This window comes from Amycolatopsis sp. AA4, assembly GCF_002796545.1.
Taxonomy (GTDB): domain Bacteria; phylum Actinomycetota; class Actinomycetes; order Mycobacteriales; family Pseudonocardiaceae; genus Amycolatopsis.
The window spans coordinates 8,553,128-8,574,012 of record NZ_CP024894.1 but is presented as its reverse complement, the minus strand read 5'-3'; the positions used below and the strand labels follow the sequence as shown (position 1 = coordinate 8,574,012).

Below are 20,885 nucleotides of genomic sequence, written 5' to 3'. Positions count from 1 at the left end.
ACGGAAAGCGGCGAACGGTCATCTGCAGTCGGCGAATGCACGTGCAGAATCCCGCTCAACGGTATCTCGTCCACGCGGTCGCCGTCCGGCCGGAGCGAAGGTCCGCCAGCCGACGGCGGAGTTCAGCCCGCACCGGCGGATGACTGCGCAGAATCGGCAGCACGCTCGTCGTCAGCTTCAGCTCCCGCACCGCCCGGAGCACCGAAAACCCCGGCCAGGACGTCACGTCGAAGCCGTAGGCCGCGGCGAACTCCGCGTACCGCGCAGGCGGGTCCCCGAACCGTTCGCGGCCGACGGCGAGCGGCGTCAGGTCCCATTCCGGCGGGCCGACGCACGAGGAATCGAAATCGCACAGCACCGGGCCGTCCGGACCGGGCAGCACGTTCCCCGGATGCGCGTCGCCGTGCACGAATCCCCTGGTCAACGGGAAATCCAGGGTGTCGAGCCGGTCCTGCACCTCGGCGCAGCGCTCCAGCAGGAACCGCCGGTCGGCGGCGCTGAGTTCCTCGGCGTCGGCGACCCTGGCCTCGATCGAGCGCAGCGGGTTCCACGCGGGCAGGCCGTCCGGCGGGGGCAGCGCGTGCACCCGGCGCAGCAGTCCGGCCAGGTCGGCAGGCGTCGGCGGCGGTCCGGTGAACGGCACCAGATCCCAGACGGTGACGGGATGTCCTTCCACGTCAAGCGGTTGCTCGACCCCGGCGAGCAGCCGGACCGCGGGCACGCCGTGCCGGGCGAAATGCTCGGCGACGCGCACGACCGTGCCGACGCGGTGGCGCAACCGGATGGAGCCGACGATCCGGACGACGACCGGTGCCCCGTTCAGCGCGAACACCGCGTTGTTGGTGAACCGGAGCAGCCGCGCGCCCGCCGGATCGAGTCCGAGCCGAGCGCAGGCAGCGGCCAGTACCTGGCGCAGTTTCGCAGGGGTGAACCTGCCTTCGGGCAAGGCGGATCCGGTCGGTTCAGGCCGCGTAGAAGATCTTGAGCCGGTCCGCGAGATCACGGGCGTCGGGGTTGTTGCGCCGCCGTTCGGCTTCGGCCAGCAGCGGCCGCATCCGGTCCTTGACCCGCGCGGATTTGATGCTCTCCGCGCATTCGATGGCCTTGCCGCCGATCTTCACGCCGTGGTCGATGTCGCCCTCGAGCAGGTGGTTCGTGGCGAGCGCGCTGAGCATGAACGCCTTGCTGCGCGCCATGTCGTCGGTGTAGGTGTCGACCGCCCGGCTCAGCGCCGGGATCGCGTACTTCGTGTGCTCGGGGTTCTTCATCGCCAGCACGGTGTGCACCGTCCCGGTCATCGCGTAGACGTCGGTCTCGTTGAAGAACTTGACCCACGATTCGGCGGTGGCCAGGTCGGCGCGCGCGAATTCGTCCTTGCACCGGCCGAGCAGCTTCACCGACTGCTCCTCGTTGCCCATCATCGCGTAGGCCCACGCCTCGTTGGCGCAGAGCACCGCGACGGCCAGTTCGGAACCGGATTCCTGCGCGGCGATCTGGCCCAGCTGGAACAGCTTCAGCGCGTCGTTCGCGGCGTCCTGGTGCAGGTAGACGCGGCCCATCCGGTACAGCACGTTCGCCACCAGATGGTGGTCGCCGCCCTGTTTGGCCAGGTCGAGCGCCTGCGCGAAATGGCCGCGCGCGGAGTCCATCAGGCCGGTGTCGAACGACGTCCACCCGGCGAGGCTGTGCAGGTCGGCGATCGCGGTGTACAGCCGCTGCTTCACCTGGTCGGCCGCGCTGGAGTCGAGCATCTGCTGTCCCCAGGACAGCTGCGCGACGACCGCGTCGCGGCAGAACCCGCCGCCGTACTGGTAGTCGAGCGCGCGCAGCGCTCTGGTCGCCGCCTCGACCTGGCGCACGTCGGTCGTGCCGATGCGCCCGGGGGCGGGAGTGCGCGCGGGCGCCTCCGACCACGTGCCGGATTCCGGACCGAACACCGCCGCACCCATCGTGACCTGGGCGGCGTGCGCGAGGAACCTCCGTCGCTTCACGGACTCGTCCTCCTCAGCCTGCCGGCCGTCGGACGCGCCGACGACCCGTATCGCCGTGGTCTCGTCATAGGCGAGACCCATGTATCCACGGGGGACACCCAGGCCGTCGGCGATTCTCGTGAGCACGTCGTAGGCCATGACCTGGCGACCCTTGAGGATCTCCGACACCTCGGACTGCGACTGGCCGGTCATCGCGGCGATCTGGCGCTGCGATACTCCGTGTTTGCGCAACAGCCGGTACACGGCGCTGACCTCGCGGGCGGCGAGCGCCTCCCGCATGTCGGGCTGTTCCCAGGCGTCGGCCGGGACCGGACTGCCTGACCGGGAGTCTGCGTGAGAGACTCCGGAACCACTGCCAGCACTGGCATCCATTGCCATTGCGCCCCCTCACCGTCTCCTGGGCGTCTGATCAGCACCCTAAGCACACGCGAGAACCTTGTGAAACGCGCGGGCAGCGGGGTTGATCGGCAGGGCCGAACTCCGTTGACCGCTTACCGTGGAACGCGGTCCGGTCACCGCTATGACGCGGTTTCGACCTTCTCTCGCCCCCGGTTTCACTTCACTGTAGTTGCCAGATCTCCGTCACCGCCCGGACACCCGCGGCGATCACGGAGAGCGATGGACCCGACGACACAGATCTGCCGGAGCGGATGCATCCCGCAAGGTGCACCGGCCCGGGACGAGAAAGCGTGGAGGGACAGTGGAGTTCGTGGAATCGCTCGGTGGAGGACAAGCCGGGACCGCGGTGCGGTCCGCTCGGCCCGCACCGGGAATCGCCACGGCACGTCCGGTGCCGCCTACCGTCGCTTCCGCCGTCGCCGCCTCGGTGTCCGCCGACCCGCGCACCGCGGGCGTGCGGCACTTCGAAGGCGGCCAGGTCGTGTGGCGCGTGCAGTGCGGAGATCTCATCAGCCGCGAGCGCGCCGTCACGGTGTTCGTCGAGGACGACGAGGTCGTCGTGGTGTCCCCGCCCGGGGAGACCGCCCGTCTCACGTCCGGCCAGCTCGGCCAGCTCCGGGCCGCGCTCAACGAAGCCGCCACTCTGGCGGAAAGGTGACGGTGAGTTTCTCGATGGATCAGGTACTCGGGCAGGTTCTCCGCAACGCCGTATGGGAGCGCCTCGACATGCTGTCCGACCTGGCGGAACGCGCCGACGCCCAGTCGCTGGTCTCGGTCGCCCGCTCCGAACTGCCCCGGCTCGCCGAGGGCTGGCGCGCGATGCTGCAGGCGCACGAGCCCGACGAGCGCGGCGACTGTCCCACCTGCTCGACGCGCTGGCACCGGTGCAAGGCCCCGTGCTCGGTGTGGCAGGTGGCGCACGAGCACCTGGTCGCCGGCGGACTGGCCCCGCAGGCGCTGTCCGCGGCCGGGCACCGTCCGGCGCGCCGCCGCGCCGCGGTTCCGGCCGTTCCCGGGCAAAACCGGCGAGCCGAATCCGCCGCGGAGACCACCGGCAGGCACGCGCTGGTGAAACCGCGCCCGGTCAGCGCCTGATTCTTCGGGTGGGGTGGTTCCGGGCGGATCACCCCACCCGAGTTCGACTGGCGAGCGCGCGTCCTTCCGGCAACCCCAACCGGTCGGTCGCCCGGCATCCTCGCCCGGCCGAGGGCTGGTCCGTCCGTCCCCCCGAGCGAGACGGGCCGCCCTCGGCCACCCCGACGCTTAACGCGATTAATCGAAAAATGTCCGGCAGAACACCTAGCGAACGCAGTAATCGGACGCTAGGTTGAAGATCATCGCACCGGCCGCCCCGCGCCGGTCGCGACCCGAGAACTCCGCGGGCCGGTGCCGTTGCACTCCCCTCCCCCGACCGGCACCGGCCCGCGGTTCCACTTCCCAGAACCCGCCGTCGGCTCCTGATCCCGGAGCCCGCGGCGGGTTTTGACGTGTTTGCCGCGGTTCGGGCACACGCGGGCACTGCCGGGGTAATTCCGCGCAACGCCGCGGCGAACGCTTCGGACCGGTCGGTAGCCTGCTCGGGGGCCGTGCGTGCGAATTCGGCCGCGCGCCCAAGAGATCGTGGTGAGCGTCGAGAAAGGCCGGCATGTCGAATCCCTTGGTGGCCGAAAAGCAGGACTCGACGTCGGCCATCTCCGGCATCTCGATTCTCGAGGCCGGGAAGGGCCTCAAGGACGGCATCGAATCCGGCGACTGGGCGGCGACCGTGATGGGCGCGGTCGGGGTCGGCATGGAAGCGCTCGCCGCGGTGATGGACCCGTTCGGCGCGATCCTCGCCGCGGGCGTCGGCTGGCTGATCGAACACGTCGGGCCGCTCAAGGAAGCGCTCGACAAACTGGCCGGGGACCCGGACCAGGTCCACGCGTACTCCGAGACCTGGAAGAACATCTCCAAAGAGGTCAGCTCGGTCGCGCAGGATCTGGCCGCACAGGTCAAAAAGGACATCGAGTCCTGGGAGGGCGACAGCGCCGACGCCTACCGCAAACAGGCCGAGGAAGTCGCCAAGACCCTCGAAGGCGCCGCGCAAGCCTGTGAAGGCGCGGGCAGCGGGGTGAAGACCGCGGGCGAGGTGGTCGGCGCGGTGCGGATGCTCGTGCGCGACATCATCGCCCAGGTCGTGGCGCACCTGATCTCGTGGGCGCTGCAGGTGCTGTTCACCCTCGGCATCGGGATGGTCTGGGTGGTGCCGCAAGTGGTCAACCTGGTGGCCAAGACCGCCAAGCAGATCGCCGAACTGGTCAAGAACCTCACCAAGGCGCTCAAGGAACTCGGCAAGCTGCTCACCAAGGCGCGCGGCCTGTTCGACGACGTCGCCAAGTCGATGAAGAGCATCAAGTCCGGCGGCAAAGACGCCGCGCATCCGCCGAAGGACATCACAACCGGCGGCTCCACCAAACCGTCCGGAGCCAAGGACACCCCGAACGAAAAGAGCGGCGGCGGCGAGAAACCGCCTCCGGTCAAGGACGAGTCCACGAACACCTCCGGCGCGCACGACGGCCCGGGCGAAAACAAGGGCAGCGGGAACCACGAGCCGCCCCCGCGCGAACCGGCGAAGGACGAGGGCGGCGGCGGATCCGGCGGCGAGGCGGGCAAAAACGACCGCGGCGGCAACGAGCGTTCGGACCCGGCGAAGGAAAAAACCGAGGCGTCCAACGCGAAGAACGAGGGCGACGCCGATCCGCCCTGCCTCACCGACCCGGTCGTCATCTCCAGCGGCGAGGTGCTCGTCGAGGACTACGACCTCGAACTGCCGCAACTGCTGGTGCGGCGGACGCATCGCTCGTCCTACCGCTCCGGGCGCTGGTTCGGCCCGACGTGGGCGTCCACTGTGGACCAACGGCTGGAGTTCGGCGAGGAATACATCCGGTACTACGGGCCCGAGGGCGTCATCCTCTACTACCCGATGCCCGCCGGGGACGAACCGGTGCTGCCGCTCGAAGGCGCGCGCTGGCCGCTGACCAGAAACGCGGACGGCAGCTGCGCCATCGAGCAGGTGCGTCCGGAGCGGACGATGCGGTTTTCCGGCGAGGGCAAGGCTTTTCCGCTGCGCTCGATCGAGGACGCCGACGGTTCGCGGACCGAACTGTCCTATGCGGACAATGGCGTGCCCGCGCTGCTCACGCATTCCAGCGGGATCCAGGTCGGCTTCCGCACCGACGGGCTGCGGATCACCGAACTGCGGATGATCGGGGCCGGCCCGGCGCCGGACGTCGTCGTGCGCGCTTACCGCTACAACTACCAGGGGCACCTGTCCGAGGTCGTCAACTCCTCGGGCACCGCGATGCGCTACACCTACGACCCCGACGGCCGGGTCACGAGCTGGGAAGACCGCAACGGGGTCTCGTACCGCTACGTCTACGACGCCGAAGGCCGCTGCGTACGCACCGAGGGCGAACAGGGCTTCTACAGCGGCTCGTTCGAGTTCCGCCCCGAAGCCCGGATCACCCGCTTCACCGATTCCCTCGGCCACGTCTCGGAATACGAGTACAACCTGGAGGGCAGGCCGGTCCGGGAGACCGATCCGCTGGGCAACGTGACGTTCTCCGAATGGGACCGCTACGGCAATCTGCTCCGCCGGGTCGACCCGCTCGGGCGCGTCACCGAGTACACCTACGCCGAGGACGGCACGCCGCTCACCGTCGCGCGCCCCGACGGCAGCCTCGCCGAACTGGAGCACGACGGCGCCGAACTGGCCGCGATCACGGTGCACGGCGACGGGCGGACCTGGCAGCGCCGGTACGACCGGCCCGCCGGGCCCGAGTTGCCCGGCTTCCCCGGCGAAGCCGAGGTCGCCGACGCGGAACTGGACCAGTTCGGCAGGCCGCGGACCGCCCCCGAGGTCGGCGGCGGACGCGTGCAGCTGGGCTGGACGGTCGACGGCAAACCCGCCTCGCGGACCGGGGTGCGCCGCGAGCGCGCGCTGTGGCGGTACGACCGCGAGGGCAACGAGATCGAGCACGTCGACGAACTCGGCCGGGCGACCCGGCACGAGTACGGCCCGTTCGACGTGGTCACCGCGGTCGTGGACCCCTCCGGCGCGCGCACCGGCTACACCTACGACACCGAACTCCGGCTGACGTCGGTGACCGATCCGCTGGGCCGCACCTGGACCTACACCTACGATCCGCTCGGCAGGCTGGTCGCGCAGACCGATTTCGACGGCCGGACCCGGACCTACGACTACGACGCGGCCGGACAGGCGATCCGGGTGACCGAGCCGGACGGTTCGGTCACCGAGAACGAGTACGACCTGCTCGGCAACCGGATCGAGGTCCGCGGCCCGCACCGCACCGTGCGCTACGCCTACGACCCGGTCGGCAATGTCGTGCGGGTGGAATCGGCTGACTCGGTGGTCGAGTTCGACCGCGACCTCTACGGCCGGGTCGTCCGCGAGGCGATCGACGGCGTCGAGGTGCGCTTCTCCTACGACGAGCAGAACCAGACCGTCCGCCGCCGCACCCCGTCCGGCGCGGAAAGCGTGTGGACCTTCGACGACGAGGACCGGCCGGTTTCGCTGACCACGGCGGGCCACACCGTGCGGTACCGGCTGGACGACGAGGGCCGCGTGCTCGCCCGCGACACCGACGGCGTCAGCACCCTGCAGCAGGCGTTCGGCCCGCGCGGGCTCGTCACCGCGCAGCAGGTTTCCCGTGGAACAACGCCGGTGCAGCGGCGCGGTCTCGAGTACTACGCGGACGGCAGCCTCGCCGCGGTGCAGGACAGCCTTTCCGGACGGACGGCCTACACGCGGGATCCGGCCGGACGCGTGGTCACGGTGTCCTCCCCGGCAGGCGGGGAAGAGCTGCGCTACAACCCGGCCGGCGAGCTGACCGCCTGGTCAGGCAGCCCGGGACTGTCCGCCGACTACGACTCCCTCGGCCGCCGGATCCGGCACCGCGAGGTGCATCCGGGCGGCGTGCGGGTGTGGGAGTACGCCTGGACCGGCGATCTGCTGACCGGCCTGCGCACGCCGGACGGCGCCCAGTGGCGCTACCGGTACGACCCGCTCGGCCGCCGGATCGCCAAGGAGCGGCTGCTGGCCGACGGCTCGGTCGCGGAATCGACCCGGTTCGTGTGGGACGGTTTCGTGCTCATCGAACAGGAGCACACCGATCCGTCGGGAGTGCGCCGGACGACCACGTGGGAACGCCGGCCGGGCAGCGACGAACCGGTCACCCAGCTCGAACGCGGCCCCGGCGGCGACCGGTTCGCGTCCGTGGTCACCGACGCGATCGGCACGCCGACCGAACTGATCGACGAGCACGGCGGCCTCGCCTGGAGCGCGCGGCGTTCGCTGTGGGGCCGGGTCCAGCCCGGCGGCATCCCGCTGCAGTTCCCCGGCCAGTACGCCGACGCGGAATCCGGCCTGCACTACAACGTCTTCCGCTACTACGACCCGGCCGCCGCCCGGTACATCAGCCAGGACCCGCTCGGGCTGGAGGGCGGGCCGAACCCGAGCAACTACGTTCCCGACCCGTTCGCCGCCACCGACGTGCTCGGCCTCAAATGCGGCGACAAGGGCAAAGGCAAGGCGACGGACCCGCCGCCCGCGGATTCCACGGCCAAGCACAACGCCGACAACGGCGGCGGGAGCACGAGTTCTTCCTCGACCGGCAAGGGCAAGGCCGACAACAAGCGCAAGCGCGACGACAAGGACGACGGTTCCGCCGACAAGGGCGACCCGAAGAAAAACAAGGACGACGTCTGGGACCGGATGGCGTGGAACTCCGACGCCAAGAACGCGCGCAAGAACCAGACCGGCGACAAGAACGATCCGTTCCACCAGGCCGGAAGCGATGTCGCGCAACGGCACATCATCTCGTTCCAGAAAATGCGGGACGGGCTGAAGAACTGGGTGCACGAACAGCCGACCGAAAAGCAATCCGCGCTGACCAAGAAATACGGCGAGGACGAACTGCCGAAGCTGCACAACCAGCCCAAGAACCTGCCGCTCGGCCCGCAGCACACCAACGCCGGGATCGGCGGCGTCTCGACCCGGATCGACAAGATCGAGGACGGGATCGCGGGCAAGCTCAAGACCGGCAAGAACGACAAGATCTCGGCCGAGAAGCCGAAGTGGCCGAGCGATTCTATCGACAAGAGCGGCGGCTACAAGCACAAGGACCATCCGGATCTCGACAAGAACTGGCGTCCGATCGGCCAGCAGGCGGACCGCATCACCGATCCCAAGGAGATGAACCGGGCCACCCGGGACATCGGCGACAGCGCGGACTTCGACTGGCCCGGCGGCAAGAAGGAAGAATTCGAGAAGTGGCACAAGTCCTTCCTCGAATTCACCGACCTCAAGGAAAACCCGAAGAACTACACGGAAAAAGACGTCGACGACATCATCAAGCGGTTCCACGACCTGCCCTCGCCGTCCGGGCGGCATCCCACGATCGACGAGTACAACAAGGCGCCGGACGGGCATCCGTACCGATTCGACGACAAGGGCAAGCCGGTCGACGTCAACAAGGACCCGCATCCGGACTGGAAGCGGCCGGACAAGCCGCTCGACGGCAATCCGATGCGCACCGAATGGGGCAACCGGAACGAGCAGGGCATCGGGCCGACCAAGAAGGACTGGGACGACCTCGAAAACGGGAAGTACGACCCGAAGGAGTGGGGCGACCCCGAGAAGAAGAAGTACCTGGACGAGGTCGGGGAGCCCAGCAAGCAGGACGTCAAGGACGCCGCCGCGGAGGCGAAAGCCAAGTCCGACAAGTTGGCGGACGACGCGCGGCAGAACCGCGGCTGGTGATCGCCGGAAGCCCGGCACGGCGGAACAGCCGAGCCGGGCGCCGCGGACGTCAGGCGGTTTCCTCCGCGTCGCGGGCGGCGAACACCTCGCGCGCGGCGAAGGTGGCGTTCAGCGCTCGCGGGAATCCGGCGTAGACCGCCGAGTGCAGGAGCGCCTCGGTGATTTCCTCGCGGCTGAGCCCGACGTTCAGTGCCGCGCCGATGTGCACCTTCAGCTGCGGTTCGCAGCCGCCGAGCGCGGTCAGCACGCCGAGGGTGACGAGCTGGCGGCTGCGCGGGTCGAGTCCGGGCCGGTCGTACATGTCGCCGAAGGCGAACGCGGCCACGTGGTGGCCGAAGGCGGGGTTGATGTCGGCGAGGGAATCGATGACGGCTTCGCCCTGGTGACCGTCGATGCGGGACAGCACCTCGAGTCCGTGCTTGCGGCGGGCGAGGTTTTCCGGGCTGTCGATGTCGTGCTGGATCACGGCAGGGGGCCTTCCTGGTAAGTGGCGATCTTGTATTCGGTGGCGGCGAGGGAAAGCTGCAGCTGGGCGATCTGCGCGCGCAGGGTGTCGCGGTGCTCCAGGAGCATTTCGCGCCGTTCGGGCACGGTGTCCGCGCCGGAATCGACCAGCTCGATGTACCGGCGCAGGTCGCTGATCGACATGCCCGAGACACGCATCCGCGTCAGGAACACGAGCCGGCGCACCGCCGCGGCGTCGTAGACCCGGTGCCCGGCGCTGTCCCGGGCGACCTGGACCAGGCCGATCCGCTCGTAGTACCGCAGCGTGTGCGGGTTCAGCCCGAGGTGTTCCGCCGTGGTAGCGATGTCCCACTCGTTCGCGTCGTCGTCCCGGGCCAGTTCCCGCAGCGCTTCGACCGACACCGTGCCCGGCGGGTCGATCGCCAGCCGCAGCGCCTCGCTCAGCGCGTCTTCCTTCTCCATGCCGAAGACGCTAAGCCTGTGAGCGCGCTCAAACGCAAGCGCTAACCCACCGATCGCACCCGAGTCACCAGAACCCCGGCCAGCAACGTCGCCACCGCGGACGCCGCGAACAGCCCCGGGTACCCGCCGAGCCACTGCAGGATCAGCGTCGTGAGCAGCGGCGCGACCACCTGCGGCAGCGAGTTCGCGATGTTGACCACGCCGAGGTCCTTCGCCCGGTTCTGCGCCGCGGGCAGCACCTGCGTCAGCATCGCCAGCGCGACCGCCATGTAGACCCCGAACCCGACGCCCAGCAGCGGCGACGCCACCAGGGCCACCGGCCAGCTCTGCCAGATCACCAGCAGCAGCGCGGCCAGCGCCATGATCGCCGCCGAGCCGAGGACGTACGGCTTGCGTTTGCCGGACTTGTCCGAGAAGTGCCCGGCCAGCACCGCGCCGATCACCAAAGCCACGCCGTACAGGCCCATCATGATCAGCAGGCCGCTGTCCGGATCCGGGTAGTGCACCGCGTCCTTGAGGAAGAACAGCAGGTAGAGCGTGCCGAACGCGTTGCCGAGGTTGATCATGAAATGGCAGGCCCACGCCCACGCGAAGTCCGGATGCCGCCGCGGCGAAACCCACAGGTCGGCGAGGATTTCGCGGATCCGGCCGCTCGGCCGGAACTCCACCGGCAGCCGCGCGTCCGGCGTGCGCAGCACGAACGCCGCCGCGCCGGCCAGGACGATCGCCGCGCAGGCCGCGTAGCCGAGCGGCAGTCCGGCGAGGTCGAGCATCACCACGACCACCACCGCGCCGAGCACGGTGCCGAGCATCTGCGCGATGCCGACGAGGCCGCCGACCTGCGCGCGCTGCCCGACCGGAACGCGGTCGGCGATGCCGGACATCAGCGTCGCGAGCATGCCGTTGAGCCCGGCCTGCACGAGGCACCAGCCGATCGTCATCACGACGACGTTCGGGGCCTCGGCCAGCACCAGCAGTCCGGCCGCGCCGATCGCGCCGCCCGTGATCGTCCACGGATGCCGCCTGCCGAACCGCGAGCAGGTGCGGTCCGAAAGCAGGCCGATCGCCGGGTTCGCGACGAGCGCGACGGCCGCGCCGATGCCGGTCACGATGCCGAAGACGGTCTCCTTGTGCGCGGCGTCGAGCAGTTCCGCCTGTTGCGGCAGCAGAACCTGGATCGGCGCGTAAATGCCCAGCCACAGCGCGATGTTCGCGAGGAACAGCAGTGTCATCCACCCGACGCGGACACGTTTGACCGGCTCGGCGAAGACATCCGGGACAACAGCGGCGGTGTCACTCATGGCGGACCAGTTTCCGGTACCAGGAGAAGGAATCCTTGGGGGTGCGGCGTTGCGTTTCGTAGTCGACGTGCACGAGCCCGAACCGCGGCGCGTAGCCCTTGGACCATTCGAAGTTGTCCAGCAGCGACCAGACGAAGTATCCGCGCACGTCCACGCCGGCCTCCATCGCTTCGCGCAGGGCCTGCAGGTGGCTGGCGAGGAATTCGATCCGTTCGGGGTCGGGAACGGTGCCGTCGGCGGCGGGTTCGTCGGCGAAACTGCAGCCGTTTTCGGTGATCTGGATGGGCGGGAGGTGTTCGCGGTAGCGCTCGTGGAAGGACACCAGCAGTTCGCGCAGCGCCTGCGGGACGATCGGCGAGTCGTTGGTGGTCCTCGGATAGCCCTCGATCGGGCGTAGTTCGAACGGCAGCGGGTTGCCCTCGCCGGGGGCGGTCGCGCCTTGGGGTTCGTAGTAGTTGACGCCGTAGAAATCGAGCGGCTGCGCGATCGTGGCGAGGTCGTCGGCGAAGTTGTCCGGCAGGTGCGGGTGGACTTGTTCGGGGTAGCTGCCGAGCAGCATCGGGTCGGCGAAGGTGCGGTTGATCAGCGCGTCGAGCCAGTCGGCGGCCTCGCGGTCGGCGGCGGTGTCGTGTTCGGGCCAGACCGGCGAGTGGTTGTTCGCGGTGCCGATGCCGGTCGCGCCCGCCGCACGCAGCGCCTGCACCGCCAGGCCGTGGGCGAGGTTCTGGTAGTGGGCGGTGGGGAGCGCGTCGAGCAGAAGGGTCTGGCCGGGCGCGTACTCGCCGATGGCGTAGCCGTAGATCGACATGACCATCGGCTCGTTGAGCGGGATCCAGAGTTTCGCCCGATCGGCGAAATGCTCGCCCACGATCGTGGCGTATTCGGCGAAGCGGTAGGCGGTGTCACGGGAGAGCCAGCCGCCCTTGTCCTCGATCGGCTGCGGGGTGTCCCAGTGGTACAGGGTGATCGCCGGGGCGATTCCGGCCGCGCAGACCTCGTCGATCAGCTTGTCGTAGTAGGAAAGTCCTTCCGCGTTGGGCTTTCCGGCGCCGTCGGGCTGGATGCGCGGCCAGGCGATCGACATCCGGTAGGCGCCGACGCCGAGGTCGGCCATCAGGGCGATGTCCTCGGAGTAGCGGTGGTAGTGGTCAGCCGCTACCTTGGCGTCCTCGCCCCGGGCGATCTTGCCTTCGGCGGCGGTGAACGTGTCCCAGATGGACGGTCCGCGACCGCCCTCGGCCGTCGCCCCCTCGATCTGGAACGCCGAGGTCGAGACACCCCACAGGAAGCCGGGCGGGAAGGTCGGATGGTCCACGGTGAACACCCCTTGCCTCGGGACACCCTGGCGGGTGAACGTGAAAAGTTCTCATATGTTAGGTCGTCACTCGTCTCGGGGGAAGCCCCTCGGGGCGCTAAAGTCCCAGATCAGATGAGTGAATCGCGAGAGACTCCGAGGAACGACGTGGCCGAGACCCAGGCTGAACCCACCCCGCTGCGGCGAAAACCGGTTCAGCAACGCAGCGCCCGGCGGGTGGAACAGATGCTGGACGCGAGCGCCGAGCTGATCGACGAGCTGGGCTACGACGCGCTCACCACCACGCTGATCGCCAAACGCGCGGGCGTCGCGGTCGGGTCGCTGTACCAGTTCTTCCCGGACAAACGCGCGGTCGTGCAGGCGCTGACGCAGCGGAACCTGGAGCGGTTCGTCGCCGCGGTGAACGAGCGGCTGCAGCAGCTGAGCCCCGAGCACTGGTGGAACATCGTCGACTCGGTGCTCGACATCTACCTGCGGATGCACCGCGAGGTGCCGGGATTCTCGAAGGTCCACTTCGGAGACGTGATCGACGTCCGGCTGCTGGCCGACGACCGCGACAACAACTCGGTCATCGCGGATTCGCTGGTCGAAATCCTGCGCGGGCACGTCGACCGGCCCGCCGACGAACTCCGGTTCGCCATCGCGATCGCCAACGAAACGGCGGACGCGCTGCTGAAGCTGGCCTTCCGCCGCGACCCGAACGGGGACGAGCGGATCGTCGCCGAGGCCAAGCACGTGGTGAAGGGGTATCTGGCCAGCAAATTCGGCGACTGACCCCTCGCGCCCCCAATGTGGCATTGGGTGCGTCAGATGCACCCAATGTGGCGTTCGGTGCGTCGCATGCACCCAATGCCACATTGGGGCGGTCTGTGGCGGGTGCTCAGCCGAAGTTGCGGCCTTCGCCGCGATAGGTCGGGACGGTGCGCTCCACCTGGCTGCCGCGGACGAGGTGGTAGGCCAGGAATCGTTCGGCCAGTTCCCCGGCCTTCGCGTGCCGCAGCCAGACCCGGTCGCCGAGCCGGAGCGTGCGCGCGGCCTCGCCGGTCACCGGCGTCTGCACCTCACCGGCGCCCTCGAAACCCAGCAGGCGCAAGCCTTCCGGCAGGTACGGCGACGGTTCGCGCGACGGACCGGTGGGGCCGGAGGCGATGTAGCCGCCGGAGTACAGCGTCGCGACGTTCTTCGCCGGACGGCGCACCACCGGCAGCGCGAACAACGCGGCCGGGCGCGGCTGGAAGTGCGAATAGCCGTCGAACAGCGTCGGCGCGAGGAATCCGGAACCGGCGGCGATTTCGGTGACCACGTCCTCCGCGCCGGTGGTCTCGATGCTTCCGGTGCCGCCGCCGTTGACGAACTCCAGGTCGGCGACCTCGCGCACGGCCCGCACCGCTGCCTCGCGGCGGCGCGCGAGTTCGGCCGCGGAACGGCGTTGCATCCAACCGACCATCCGGTTCTGCAGGCCTTTCCCGGCGGCGTCGCCGAGTCCGGCGATCTGGCCCTCGTACGCCATCATCCCGGCCAGCCGGAAGCCCGGCCGCGTCACGATCCGGCGCGCGATCGCGGCCGCGTTCGCCGGTTTGAACACCGGCGAACGCCTGGTGCCGACGTGGACGCCGGGCAGCGGACGCCAGGACGCGTCGAGTTCGAGGCAGACGCGGATGTCCGGGTGGCCGTGGCCGAGCGCGGCGTCGACGAGGTCGAGGTGCTCGGTCGAATCGACCATGATCGTGACCGCCGCCCGAGCGCGTTCGCTCGCCGCCAGCCGGCGGAGCGCCTCGTGGTCCGCGGTCGGGTACGCGACCACGATGTCGTCGGAAGTGCCCAGCTCAGCGTGCCAAACTGCCTCGGCGAGCGAGTAGCACATCAAGCCTTCGAAGCCGTCTCGCGCGAGCGCTCGCTCCAGCAGCGCCCGGCAGCGCACGGACTTGCTGACCACCCGGATCGGCTTGCCCGCGGCCCGGCGCAGCAGGTCGTCGGCGTTGGCGTCGAAGGCGTCCAGGTCGACGATCGCGAGCGGCGGATCGAGGTCCTTCGTCGCGAGGTCGTACCCGTGCGCTGAGGTGGTCACGCACTTACGGTACGACAACAACGCTTGAAACGCGAATACTATTCACTTACGGTTCCGGCATCTATCGTGGGAACCTTCCAGCGAAGAACAGGTGCCGCAATGACGTGGAGCAACTGGGCCGGAACGGCCAAGGCCACCCCGCAGCGGGTGCACCGGCCGCGCAGCACGGCCGAGATCGCCGAGGTCGTGCACGGGATTTCCGGAGCCGGGCGCCGGGTTCGCGCGTGGGGCAGCGGGCATTCGTTCACCGCGATCGCGGCCGCCGATTCCGACGCGCTGGACCTGACCGGGTGGACCGGCATCGCCCGCGCCGACCTGGAGAACCAGCAGGTCACGGTCCGGTCCGGCACCACTTTGCGCGCTCTCAACGCGGCGCTCGACGCGCTCGGGCTGGCGATGACGAACCTGGGCGACATCGACGCGCAGACGATCGCGGGCGCGATTTCCACCGGCACGCACGGCACCGGCGCGCGGTTCGGCGGGATCTCGACCCAGATCGTCGCGCTGGAACTGGTCCTCGCCGACGGTTCGGTGGTCCGCTGCGCGGCCGACGAGCGTCCGGAGCTGTTCCACGCCGCCCGCGTCGGTCTCGGCGCGGTGGGCGTGATCAGCACGGTGACGCTGCAGTGCGAACCGTCCTTCGTGCTCTCCGCGCAGGAACGCCCGGAGCCGCTGGAGCAGGTCCTGGAAGGGTTCGACGACAACGCGGCGGGCAACGACCATTTCGAGTTCTACTGGTTTCCCTACGGCAGCAAGGCGTTGGTGAAGCGCAACAACCGGCTGCCGCTGGACGCCGCGCGGAAACCGTTGTCCCGCCTGCGCCAGTTCGTGGACTACGAACTCACCGAGAACGTCGCGTTCGGCGGCCTGTGCCGGCTCGGGCGCGCGGTGCCGAAACTGGTCCGCCCGCTCGGCGCGTTCGCCTCCCAGGTGTCCTCGCCGCGCGAGTACAGCGACCTGTCGCACCGCGTGTTCGTCACCCACCGCGGGGTGCGGTTCGTGGAATCCGAATACGCGGTCCCGCGCGAATCCGTGCTCGACGTGCTGGCCGAACTGCGCGCGGCGGTGCCGCGGCTGAAAGACCCGGTCGCGTTCCCGGTCGAGGTGCGCGTGGCCGCCGCCGACGACATCTGGCTGTCCACCGCGCACGGCCGCGACTCCGCCTACATCGCGATCCACCAGTTCCTCGGCATGCCCTACCGCGAGTACTTCACCGCGTTCGAGAACATCGCGGGCCAGGTCGGCGGACGACCGCACTGGGGCAAAATGCACGACCTCGACGCGTCCGTGCTCCGCACCCGCTACCCGCACTTCGACGACTTCCTGCGCATCCGCAAGGAATGCGACCCGGCCGGGACATTCGCCAACACCTACCTCGACCGGGTCCTGGGAACCGTCTGATCAGTTCGGTTCGAACAGCGAGCTGACCGACTCTCCATTGTGGATTCGCCGCATCGCCTCGGCCAGCGCCGGGGCGATGGACAGGATCCGGAGTTTCTCCGTGCGTTCCTCGACCGGCACCGGCACGGTGTTGGTGCAGACGATCTCCAGCACGTCCTCCTGGCCGCCGATCCGCTTGAGCGCGCCGTCGGCGAACAGCCCGTGCGTGCAGGCCACCCGGATCGTCCGCGCGCCCATTTCCCGCAACCGGTCCAGCAGTTCCAGCACCGTGCTGCCGCGCGCGATCTCGTCGTCGAGCACGATGATGTCGCGTCCGGCGATCTCGCCGATCACCGACGTGATCTCGACGCGGTCGTCGGCGAACCGCTGTTTCGCGCCGGCCGCGACCTTCGTGCCGAGCAACCGGGCGAAATGCGCGGCTTCCTTGGCGTTGCCCAGATCCGGCGACACGACCGTGGTTTCCGAGAGGTCGTACTGCCGGAAGTACTGGGCCAGCTCGTGCAGCGCGTGCAGATGGTCGACCGGAACGCTGAAGAACCCGTGCACCTGCGGCGAATGCAACGTCATGGTGAGCACGCGGTTCGCGCCCGCGGTGACCATCAGGTCGGCGACCAGCCTGCCGCCGATGGAGATCCGCGGCGCGTCCTTTTTGTCCGAGCGCGCGTACGAATAGTGCGGCATCACGACGGTGGTGCGCGCGGCCGAGGCGCCACGGGCCGCGTCGAGCATCAGCAGCAGCTCGACCAGGTGTTCCTGCACTGGTTTGACCAGCGGCTGGATCAGGAAGACGTCGCGCTCGCGGCAGTTGGCCTGGAGCTGGACCTGGAGGCAGTCGTTGGCGAACCGGTCGATCTCCACCGGAAGCAGCGGGACGCCCAGGTTGGCGCAGATTTCCGCGGCGAGTTCGGGATGCGCGCTGCCGCTGAAGACCGCGATGTCGCGCATCAGATCCGGGACACCGCGTCGGCGACGGAATCGTCGCCGGAGACCAGTTCCAGCGTGCGCCGGGCGGTCGCCGGGGCGTCGAGCAGCGCCAGCAGCACCGCGGCGACGTCCTCGCGCGGGATCTCGCCGCCCCCGACGTGCTCCGCGATTTTCACCTGGCCGGTGCCGGAATCGTTGGTCAGGCGGCCGGGGCGCAGGATCGTCCAGTCGAGGTCGCGGGCCTTGAGGTCTTCCTCAGCGGCGCGCTTGGCCCGCAGGTAGGCGGCGAAAACCGGGTCGTGGCCGGGGTCGTCCGCCTTGTCCGCGTTGATCGAACCGACCTGGATGAACCGGCGGACGCCCGCCCGCTCCGCCGCGTCGGCGAACAGGACCGCCGCGCCGCGGTCGACAGTGTCTTTGCGGCCCTCTCCGCTGCCCGGACCGGCACCGGCGGAGAACACCGCGGCGTCCGCGCCTTCGAGCGCCTTGGCGACGGCGTCCACATCGGACTTTTCGAGGTCGAGCACGACCGTTTCGGCGCCGACCGCGGTCAGGTCGGCCTCGTGCTCGGGGTTGCGCACGATGCCGACCGGCGCGTCGTGCCGCTGCGCGAGCAGCTTTTCCAGGTGCAGGGCGATCTGGCCGTGTCCGCCAGCGATGACGACTCGCATGCGCCCGACTCTATCGCCGCGCGAGGGCCGACGCCGGTGCTTCAGTCCGCCTCGGCGGGGACCGGGGCGTCGGAGTCCTCGCGCAGCAGCAGGTCGTAGGCCATCTCGTTGACCCAGCGCGACACCGGGTCCTCCTGCAGCAGCACCCGGTCGTGGTGGGTGTCGAGGTCGAGGTCGGTGGTGGCGTACGGGTCGGCGGTGACGACCGCGAGGCCGTAGGCGCGGGCGCGCGGCAGGCAGTTCGTCACGTAGTCGTCGGTCAGCACGGCAGGCGATGGCAGAACCATCGCGGCCTCGCCGTAGCGCGAAAAGGGCACCGCGGAGGCCATCGCGGTCCGCCAGTGCCGGGCGACCGCGAGGACGCCGATGATCTCGGCGGCCGGCGCGGGTGCGGTCGCGGCCAGCTCTGGCCAGGTCCAGGTGTCGACGAGGGCCCGATCGGCGACGGGACCGACACCCATCGCGATCCGCTCCGCGTGCACGTCGGTCTTGAGCTTCGCGACGATGCTGACCTTGCGGCCGAGCAGCGTCGTCGCGGGCAGCACCACGCCGTTCCAGCCCAGAAGGGCCGCGGCCTTGCGCGCCAGCTCGTCGACGCTCGCGGGGAGCTCGATCGGCGGCAGCACCCGGCTCGCCGTCGTCCGGCTGCGCTTCGCACCGCCGGCGACCGTCGAGCGCTCGGTGTTCTGTGGGGTAGCCGCCACGAGTCCGCCTCCTTCAAGCACCTGATCCCGCGTACCGGCGAAAACCGGTACATGAACTGAGTACCAGGGCAAAGTCGCGAGGTCTCCGGGTTGCCCGGCCGCGTGCGATCGGCGGCGCTCAGCGGTCGGTGACCGGTCGGTAGGCGGTCGTTCGACTTCAGCCCGACCGTGCGGCCAACCGAGTGAGACGGGGGTGAGTGGTGCGCACGGAGCGCTTCCCCTGGGTGTCGCGCCGCCCCTCGCGGGGCAGGGCAGGCGGCCCAGCGTCTTACTCCGATCGGCCTAATCGATCCGGTTCCACAGTGGACTTTCGCTGGTCACGGCCGTCACCCGGATGGCGGGTGAGCTTCGCCGCAGCGGGGGTTCGCGTCTCCGGTTTAGGGTTACCCGTCGGTCAAGTACCCGCCGGGAGGACCAGGATGCGCTCGCCGAAGGACTTCTTCGCCCCGCTCGCCGTCGGAGCGCCGCAACCGCCGCGGCAGATCCCGGTGCGGCCGTCGCGCATGATCCACTTTTTCGATCCGGGCAACGAAAAGATGGCCGCGAAGGTCCCTGACCTCGCGAAGAAGACCGACGTGCTGCTCGGCAACCTCGAGGACGCGGTCCGCGCCGACCGCAAGGAAGCGGCGCGCGCCGGGCTGGTGTCGATCGCGAAGGCGACGGACTTCGGCCGCACGCAGCTGTGGACGCGGGTGAACAGCCTCGACTCGCCGTGGGTGCTCGACGACCTGATCACGCTGGTCACCGAGATCGGCGACAAGCTCGACGTGATCATGATCCCGAAGGTCGAAGGCGCACAGGACATTCACTACGTCGACCGGTTGCTGGCGCAGCTGGAAGCGCGCGCCGGGCTGACGGAACCGCTGCTGGTGCACGCGATCCTGGAAACGGCGAGCGGCGTCGCGAACGTCGAGGAGATCGCTGGCGCCTCGCCGCGCATGCAGGGCATCTCGCTGGGCCCGGCCGACCTGGCCGCGAGCCGCCGGATGAAGACGACCCGCGTCGGCGGCGGGCACCCCGGTTACCTGGTGCGCACGGACCCGGTCGGCGAGGATCTCACCGAGGGCCGCACGACGTATCAGCAGGACCTGTGGCACTACACGGTCGCGCGGATGGTCGACGCGTGTGCGATGAACGGCATCCTTCCGTACTACGGGCCGTTCGGGGACATCCGCGACGTGGTGGCCTGCGAGGACCAGTTCCGCAACGCGTTCCTGCTCGGCTGCGTCGGCGCGTGGAGCCTGCACCCGGTGCAGATCGACATCGCGAAGAAGGTCTTCTCGCCGTCCCCCGCCGACGTGGCCTGGGCCCGCCGCGTGATCGCCGAGATGGGCGACGGCACCGGCGCGGTGATGATCGACGGGAAAATGCAGGACGACGCCTCGGTCAAGCAGTGCCGGGTGGTCGTGGAACTCGCTGACGAACTGGCCGCCACCGACCCCGAACTGGCCGCCGCGTACGACGCCGCGACGAAGGAGATCCAGTCATGACCGAACTCCGCCCGCGGCGGTCCGTGCTGTATATGCCCGGCGCGAACGAACGCGCGCTGGAGAAGGCGAAGACTCTTCCCGCGGACGCGTTGATCCTGGACCTGGAAGACGCCGTCGCGCCGGACGCGAAGGAAGCCGCGCGGGAACGGGTCTGCGCCGCGGTCGGTACTTATGGCTCGCGCGAGGTGACGATCCGGGTCAACGGCCTGGACACCGAATGGCACGACGCCGACCTGCGCGCCGCCGCTGCCGCCGGCCCGGCTGCCGTGGTGGTGCCGAAGGTGAACTCGGCGGCCGAGGTGCACAACATTGAGCGCGCGCTGGAACTCGGCGGAGCGCCGGAGCACACGAAGATCTGGGCGATGGTGGAGACGCCGATCGCGATGCTGCACGCGGAGGAGATCGCGAGCGCCTCGGAGCGGTTGACCGTGCTGGTGATGGGCACGAACGACCTGGCGAAGGAACTGCACGCGGAGTTCGTGCCGGGCCGGGGACCGTTGCTGGGCGGGCTTTCGCTGTGCCTGCTGGCCGCGCGCGCGACGGGGAAGGTGATCCTGGACGGGGTCTACAACGACGTCAAGGACGCTGAAGGCTTCGAAGCGGAATGCTTGCAGGGGCGGCAGTACGGGTTCGACGGGAAGACGTTGATCCATCCTTCGCAGGTGGAGCCGTGCAACCGGATCTTCGCGCCGTCGGAGGAGGAAATCGACCGGTCACGGCGGATCATCGCGGCGTTCGAGGAGGCCTCGGCTGCGGGACGCGGCGTGGTGACTGTGGACGGGCGGATGATCGAGAACCTGCACGTGGAGAACGCCCGGCGGGTGCTGGCGTTGGCGGAGGCGATCGGGGCGCAGTAACGGGCTGATCACAGGTC

General features: G+C 69.5%; 17 protein-coding genes. 7 read left to right on the top strand and 10 right to left on the bottom strand.

Annotated elements, in window-relative coordinates; genetic code table 11:
* Positions 1-55 precede the first annotated feature (55 nt).
* Complete coding sequence (locus CU254_RS39735) at positions 56-946, bottom strand: phosphotransferase enzyme family protein (protein WP_037718931.1); 891 nt, start codon at positions 944-946, stop codon at positions 56-58.
* A 16-nt stretch (positions 947-962) separates the two neighbouring features.
* On the bottom strand, positions 963-2,270 hold the full coding sequence (locus CU254_RS39730; protein ID WP_009085662.1) for a helix-turn-helix transcriptional regulator: 1,308 nt from the start codon (positions 2,268-2,270) through the stop codon (positions 963-965).
* A gap of 421 nt (positions 2,271-2,691) precedes the next feature.
* On the opposite strand from CU254_RS39730, the gene CU254_RS39725 reads away from it, so the two are divergent.
* The 3 genes from CU254_RS39725 (at position 2,692) to CU254_RS39715 (ending at position 9,210) form a co-directional block, all read left to right on the top strand.
* Positions 2,692-3,048, top strand: coding sequence for a hypothetical protein (locus CU254_RS39725; RefSeq protein ID WP_009085660.1), 357 nt, complete (start codon positions 2,692-2,694; stop codon positions 3,046-3,048).
* Between the two features lie 14 nt (positions 3,049-3,062).
* Positions 3,063-3,485, top strand: coding sequence for a hypothetical protein (locus CU254_RS39720; protein ID WP_009085658.1), 423 nt, complete (start codon positions 3,063-3,065; stop codon positions 3,483-3,485).
* 550 nt (positions 3,486-4,035) lie between these two features.
* The gene (locus CU254_RS39715) at positions 4,036-9,210 is read left to right on the top strand and encodes an RHS repeat-associated core domain-containing protein (RefSeq protein WP_009085653.1); all 5,175 of its coding nucleotides are present in this window, start codon (positions 4,036-4,038) and stop codon (positions 9,208-9,210) included.
* A 49-nt stretch (positions 9,211-9,259) separates the two neighbouring features.
* On the opposite strand, the gene CU254_RS39710 is transcribed toward CU254_RS39715, so the two are convergent.
* From CU254_RS39710 to CU254_RS39695, 4 genes are read right to left on the bottom strand one after another with little or no spacing between them, the layout of a single operon-like run.
* On the bottom strand, positions 9,260-9,676 hold the full coding sequence (locus CU254_RS39710) for a carboxymuconolactone decarboxylase family protein (protein WP_009085651.1): 417 nt from the start codon (positions 9,674-9,676) through the stop codon (positions 9,260-9,262).
* The gene (locus CU254_RS39705; protein ID WP_009085649.1) at positions 9,673-10,137 is read right to left on the bottom strand and encodes a MerR family transcriptional regulator; all 465 of its coding nucleotides are present in this window, start codon (positions 10,135-10,137) and stop codon (positions 9,673-9,675) included. Before CU254_RS39705 ends, CU254_RS39710 begins: the two co-directional genes overlap by 4 nt.
* 41 nt (positions 10,138-10,178) lie before the next feature.
* A complete protein-coding gene (locus CU254_RS39700) occupies positions 10,179-11,438 on the bottom strand; it encodes an MFS transporter (protein WP_009085648.1) in 1,260 nt (419 codons plus the stop codon).
* Positions 11,431-12,753 (bottom strand): GH1 family beta-glucosidase, encoded by a 1,323-nt coding sequence (locus CU254_RS39695; protein ID WP_037719067.1) that lies wholly within the window; start codon positions 12,751-12,753, stop codon positions 11,431-11,433. The genes CU254_RS39700 and CU254_RS39695 overlap by 8 nt, the downstream gene beginning before the upstream one ends.
* 114 nt (positions 12,754-12,867) lie before the next feature.
* Here CU254_RS39695 and CU254_RS39690 point away from each other — a divergent pair, with 114 nt between their 5' ends.
* A complete protein-coding gene (locus CU254_RS39690) occupies positions 12,868-13,527 on the top strand; it encodes a TetR/AcrR family transcriptional regulator (protein ID WP_009085643.1) in 660 nt (219 codons plus the stop codon).
* A 106-nt stretch (positions 13,528-13,633) separates the two neighbouring features.
* On the opposite strand, the gene CU254_RS39685 is transcribed toward CU254_RS39690, so the two are convergent.
* Positions 13,634-14,821, bottom strand: a complete 1,188-nt coding sequence (locus tag CU254_RS39685) for an amino acid deaminase/aldolase (protein ID WP_009085641.1) — start codon at positions 14,819-14,821, stop codon at positions 13,634-13,636.
* A gap of 99 nt (positions 14,822-14,920) precedes the next feature.
* Here CU254_RS39685 and CU254_RS39680 point away from each other — a divergent pair, with 99 nt between their 5' ends.
* Positions 14,921-16,222: a D-arabinono-1,4-lactone oxidase gene (locus CU254_RS39680; protein ID WP_009085640.1), complete on the top strand. Its 1,302-nt coding sequence runs from the start codon at positions 14,921-14,923 to the stop codon at positions 16,220-16,222.
* On the opposite strand, the gene CU254_RS39675 is transcribed toward CU254_RS39680, so the two are convergent.
* The 3 genes from CU254_RS39675 to CU254_RS39665 are packed head-to-tail and all read right to left on the bottom strand — an operon-like array spanning position 16,223 to position 18,521.
* Positions 16,223-17,167, bottom strand: a complete 945-nt coding sequence (locus CU254_RS39675; protein WP_009085638.1) for a ribose-phosphate pyrophosphokinase — start codon at positions 17,165-17,167, stop codon at positions 16,223-16,225.
* Positions 17,167-17,817: an SDR family oxidoreductase gene (locus CU254_RS39670; protein ID WP_009085636.1), complete on the bottom strand. Its 651-nt coding sequence runs from the start codon at positions 17,815-17,817 to the stop codon at positions 17,167-17,169. Before CU254_RS39670 ends, CU254_RS39675 begins: the two co-directional genes overlap by 1 nt.
* Positions 17,818-17,858: 41 nt before the next feature.
* Positions 17,859-18,521, bottom strand: a complete 663-nt coding sequence (locus tag CU254_RS39665; RefSeq protein WP_037718927.1) for a hypothetical protein — start codon at positions 18,519-18,521, stop codon at positions 17,859-17,861.
* A 419-nt stretch (positions 18,522-18,940) separates the two neighbouring features.
* Here CU254_RS39665 and CU254_RS39660 point away from each other — a divergent pair, with 419 nt between their 5' ends.
* Both CU254_RS39660 and CU254_RS39655 read left to right on the top strand, forming a co-directional pair.
* Positions 18,941-20,011 carry a CoA ester lyase gene (locus tag CU254_RS39660; protein WP_009085633.1) on the top strand — a complete coding sequence of 357 codons (1,071 nt, stop codon included), beginning with the start codon at positions 18,941-18,943 and terminating at the stop codon, positions 20,009-20,011.
* Positions 20,008-20,868, top strand: a complete 861-nt coding sequence (locus tag CU254_RS39655) for a CoA ester lyase (RefSeq protein WP_009085631.1) — start codon at positions 20,008-20,010, stop codon at positions 20,866-20,868. Before CU254_RS39660 ends, CU254_RS39655 begins: the two co-directional genes overlap by 4 nt.
* Positions 20,869-20,885: the final 17 nt, after the last annotated feature.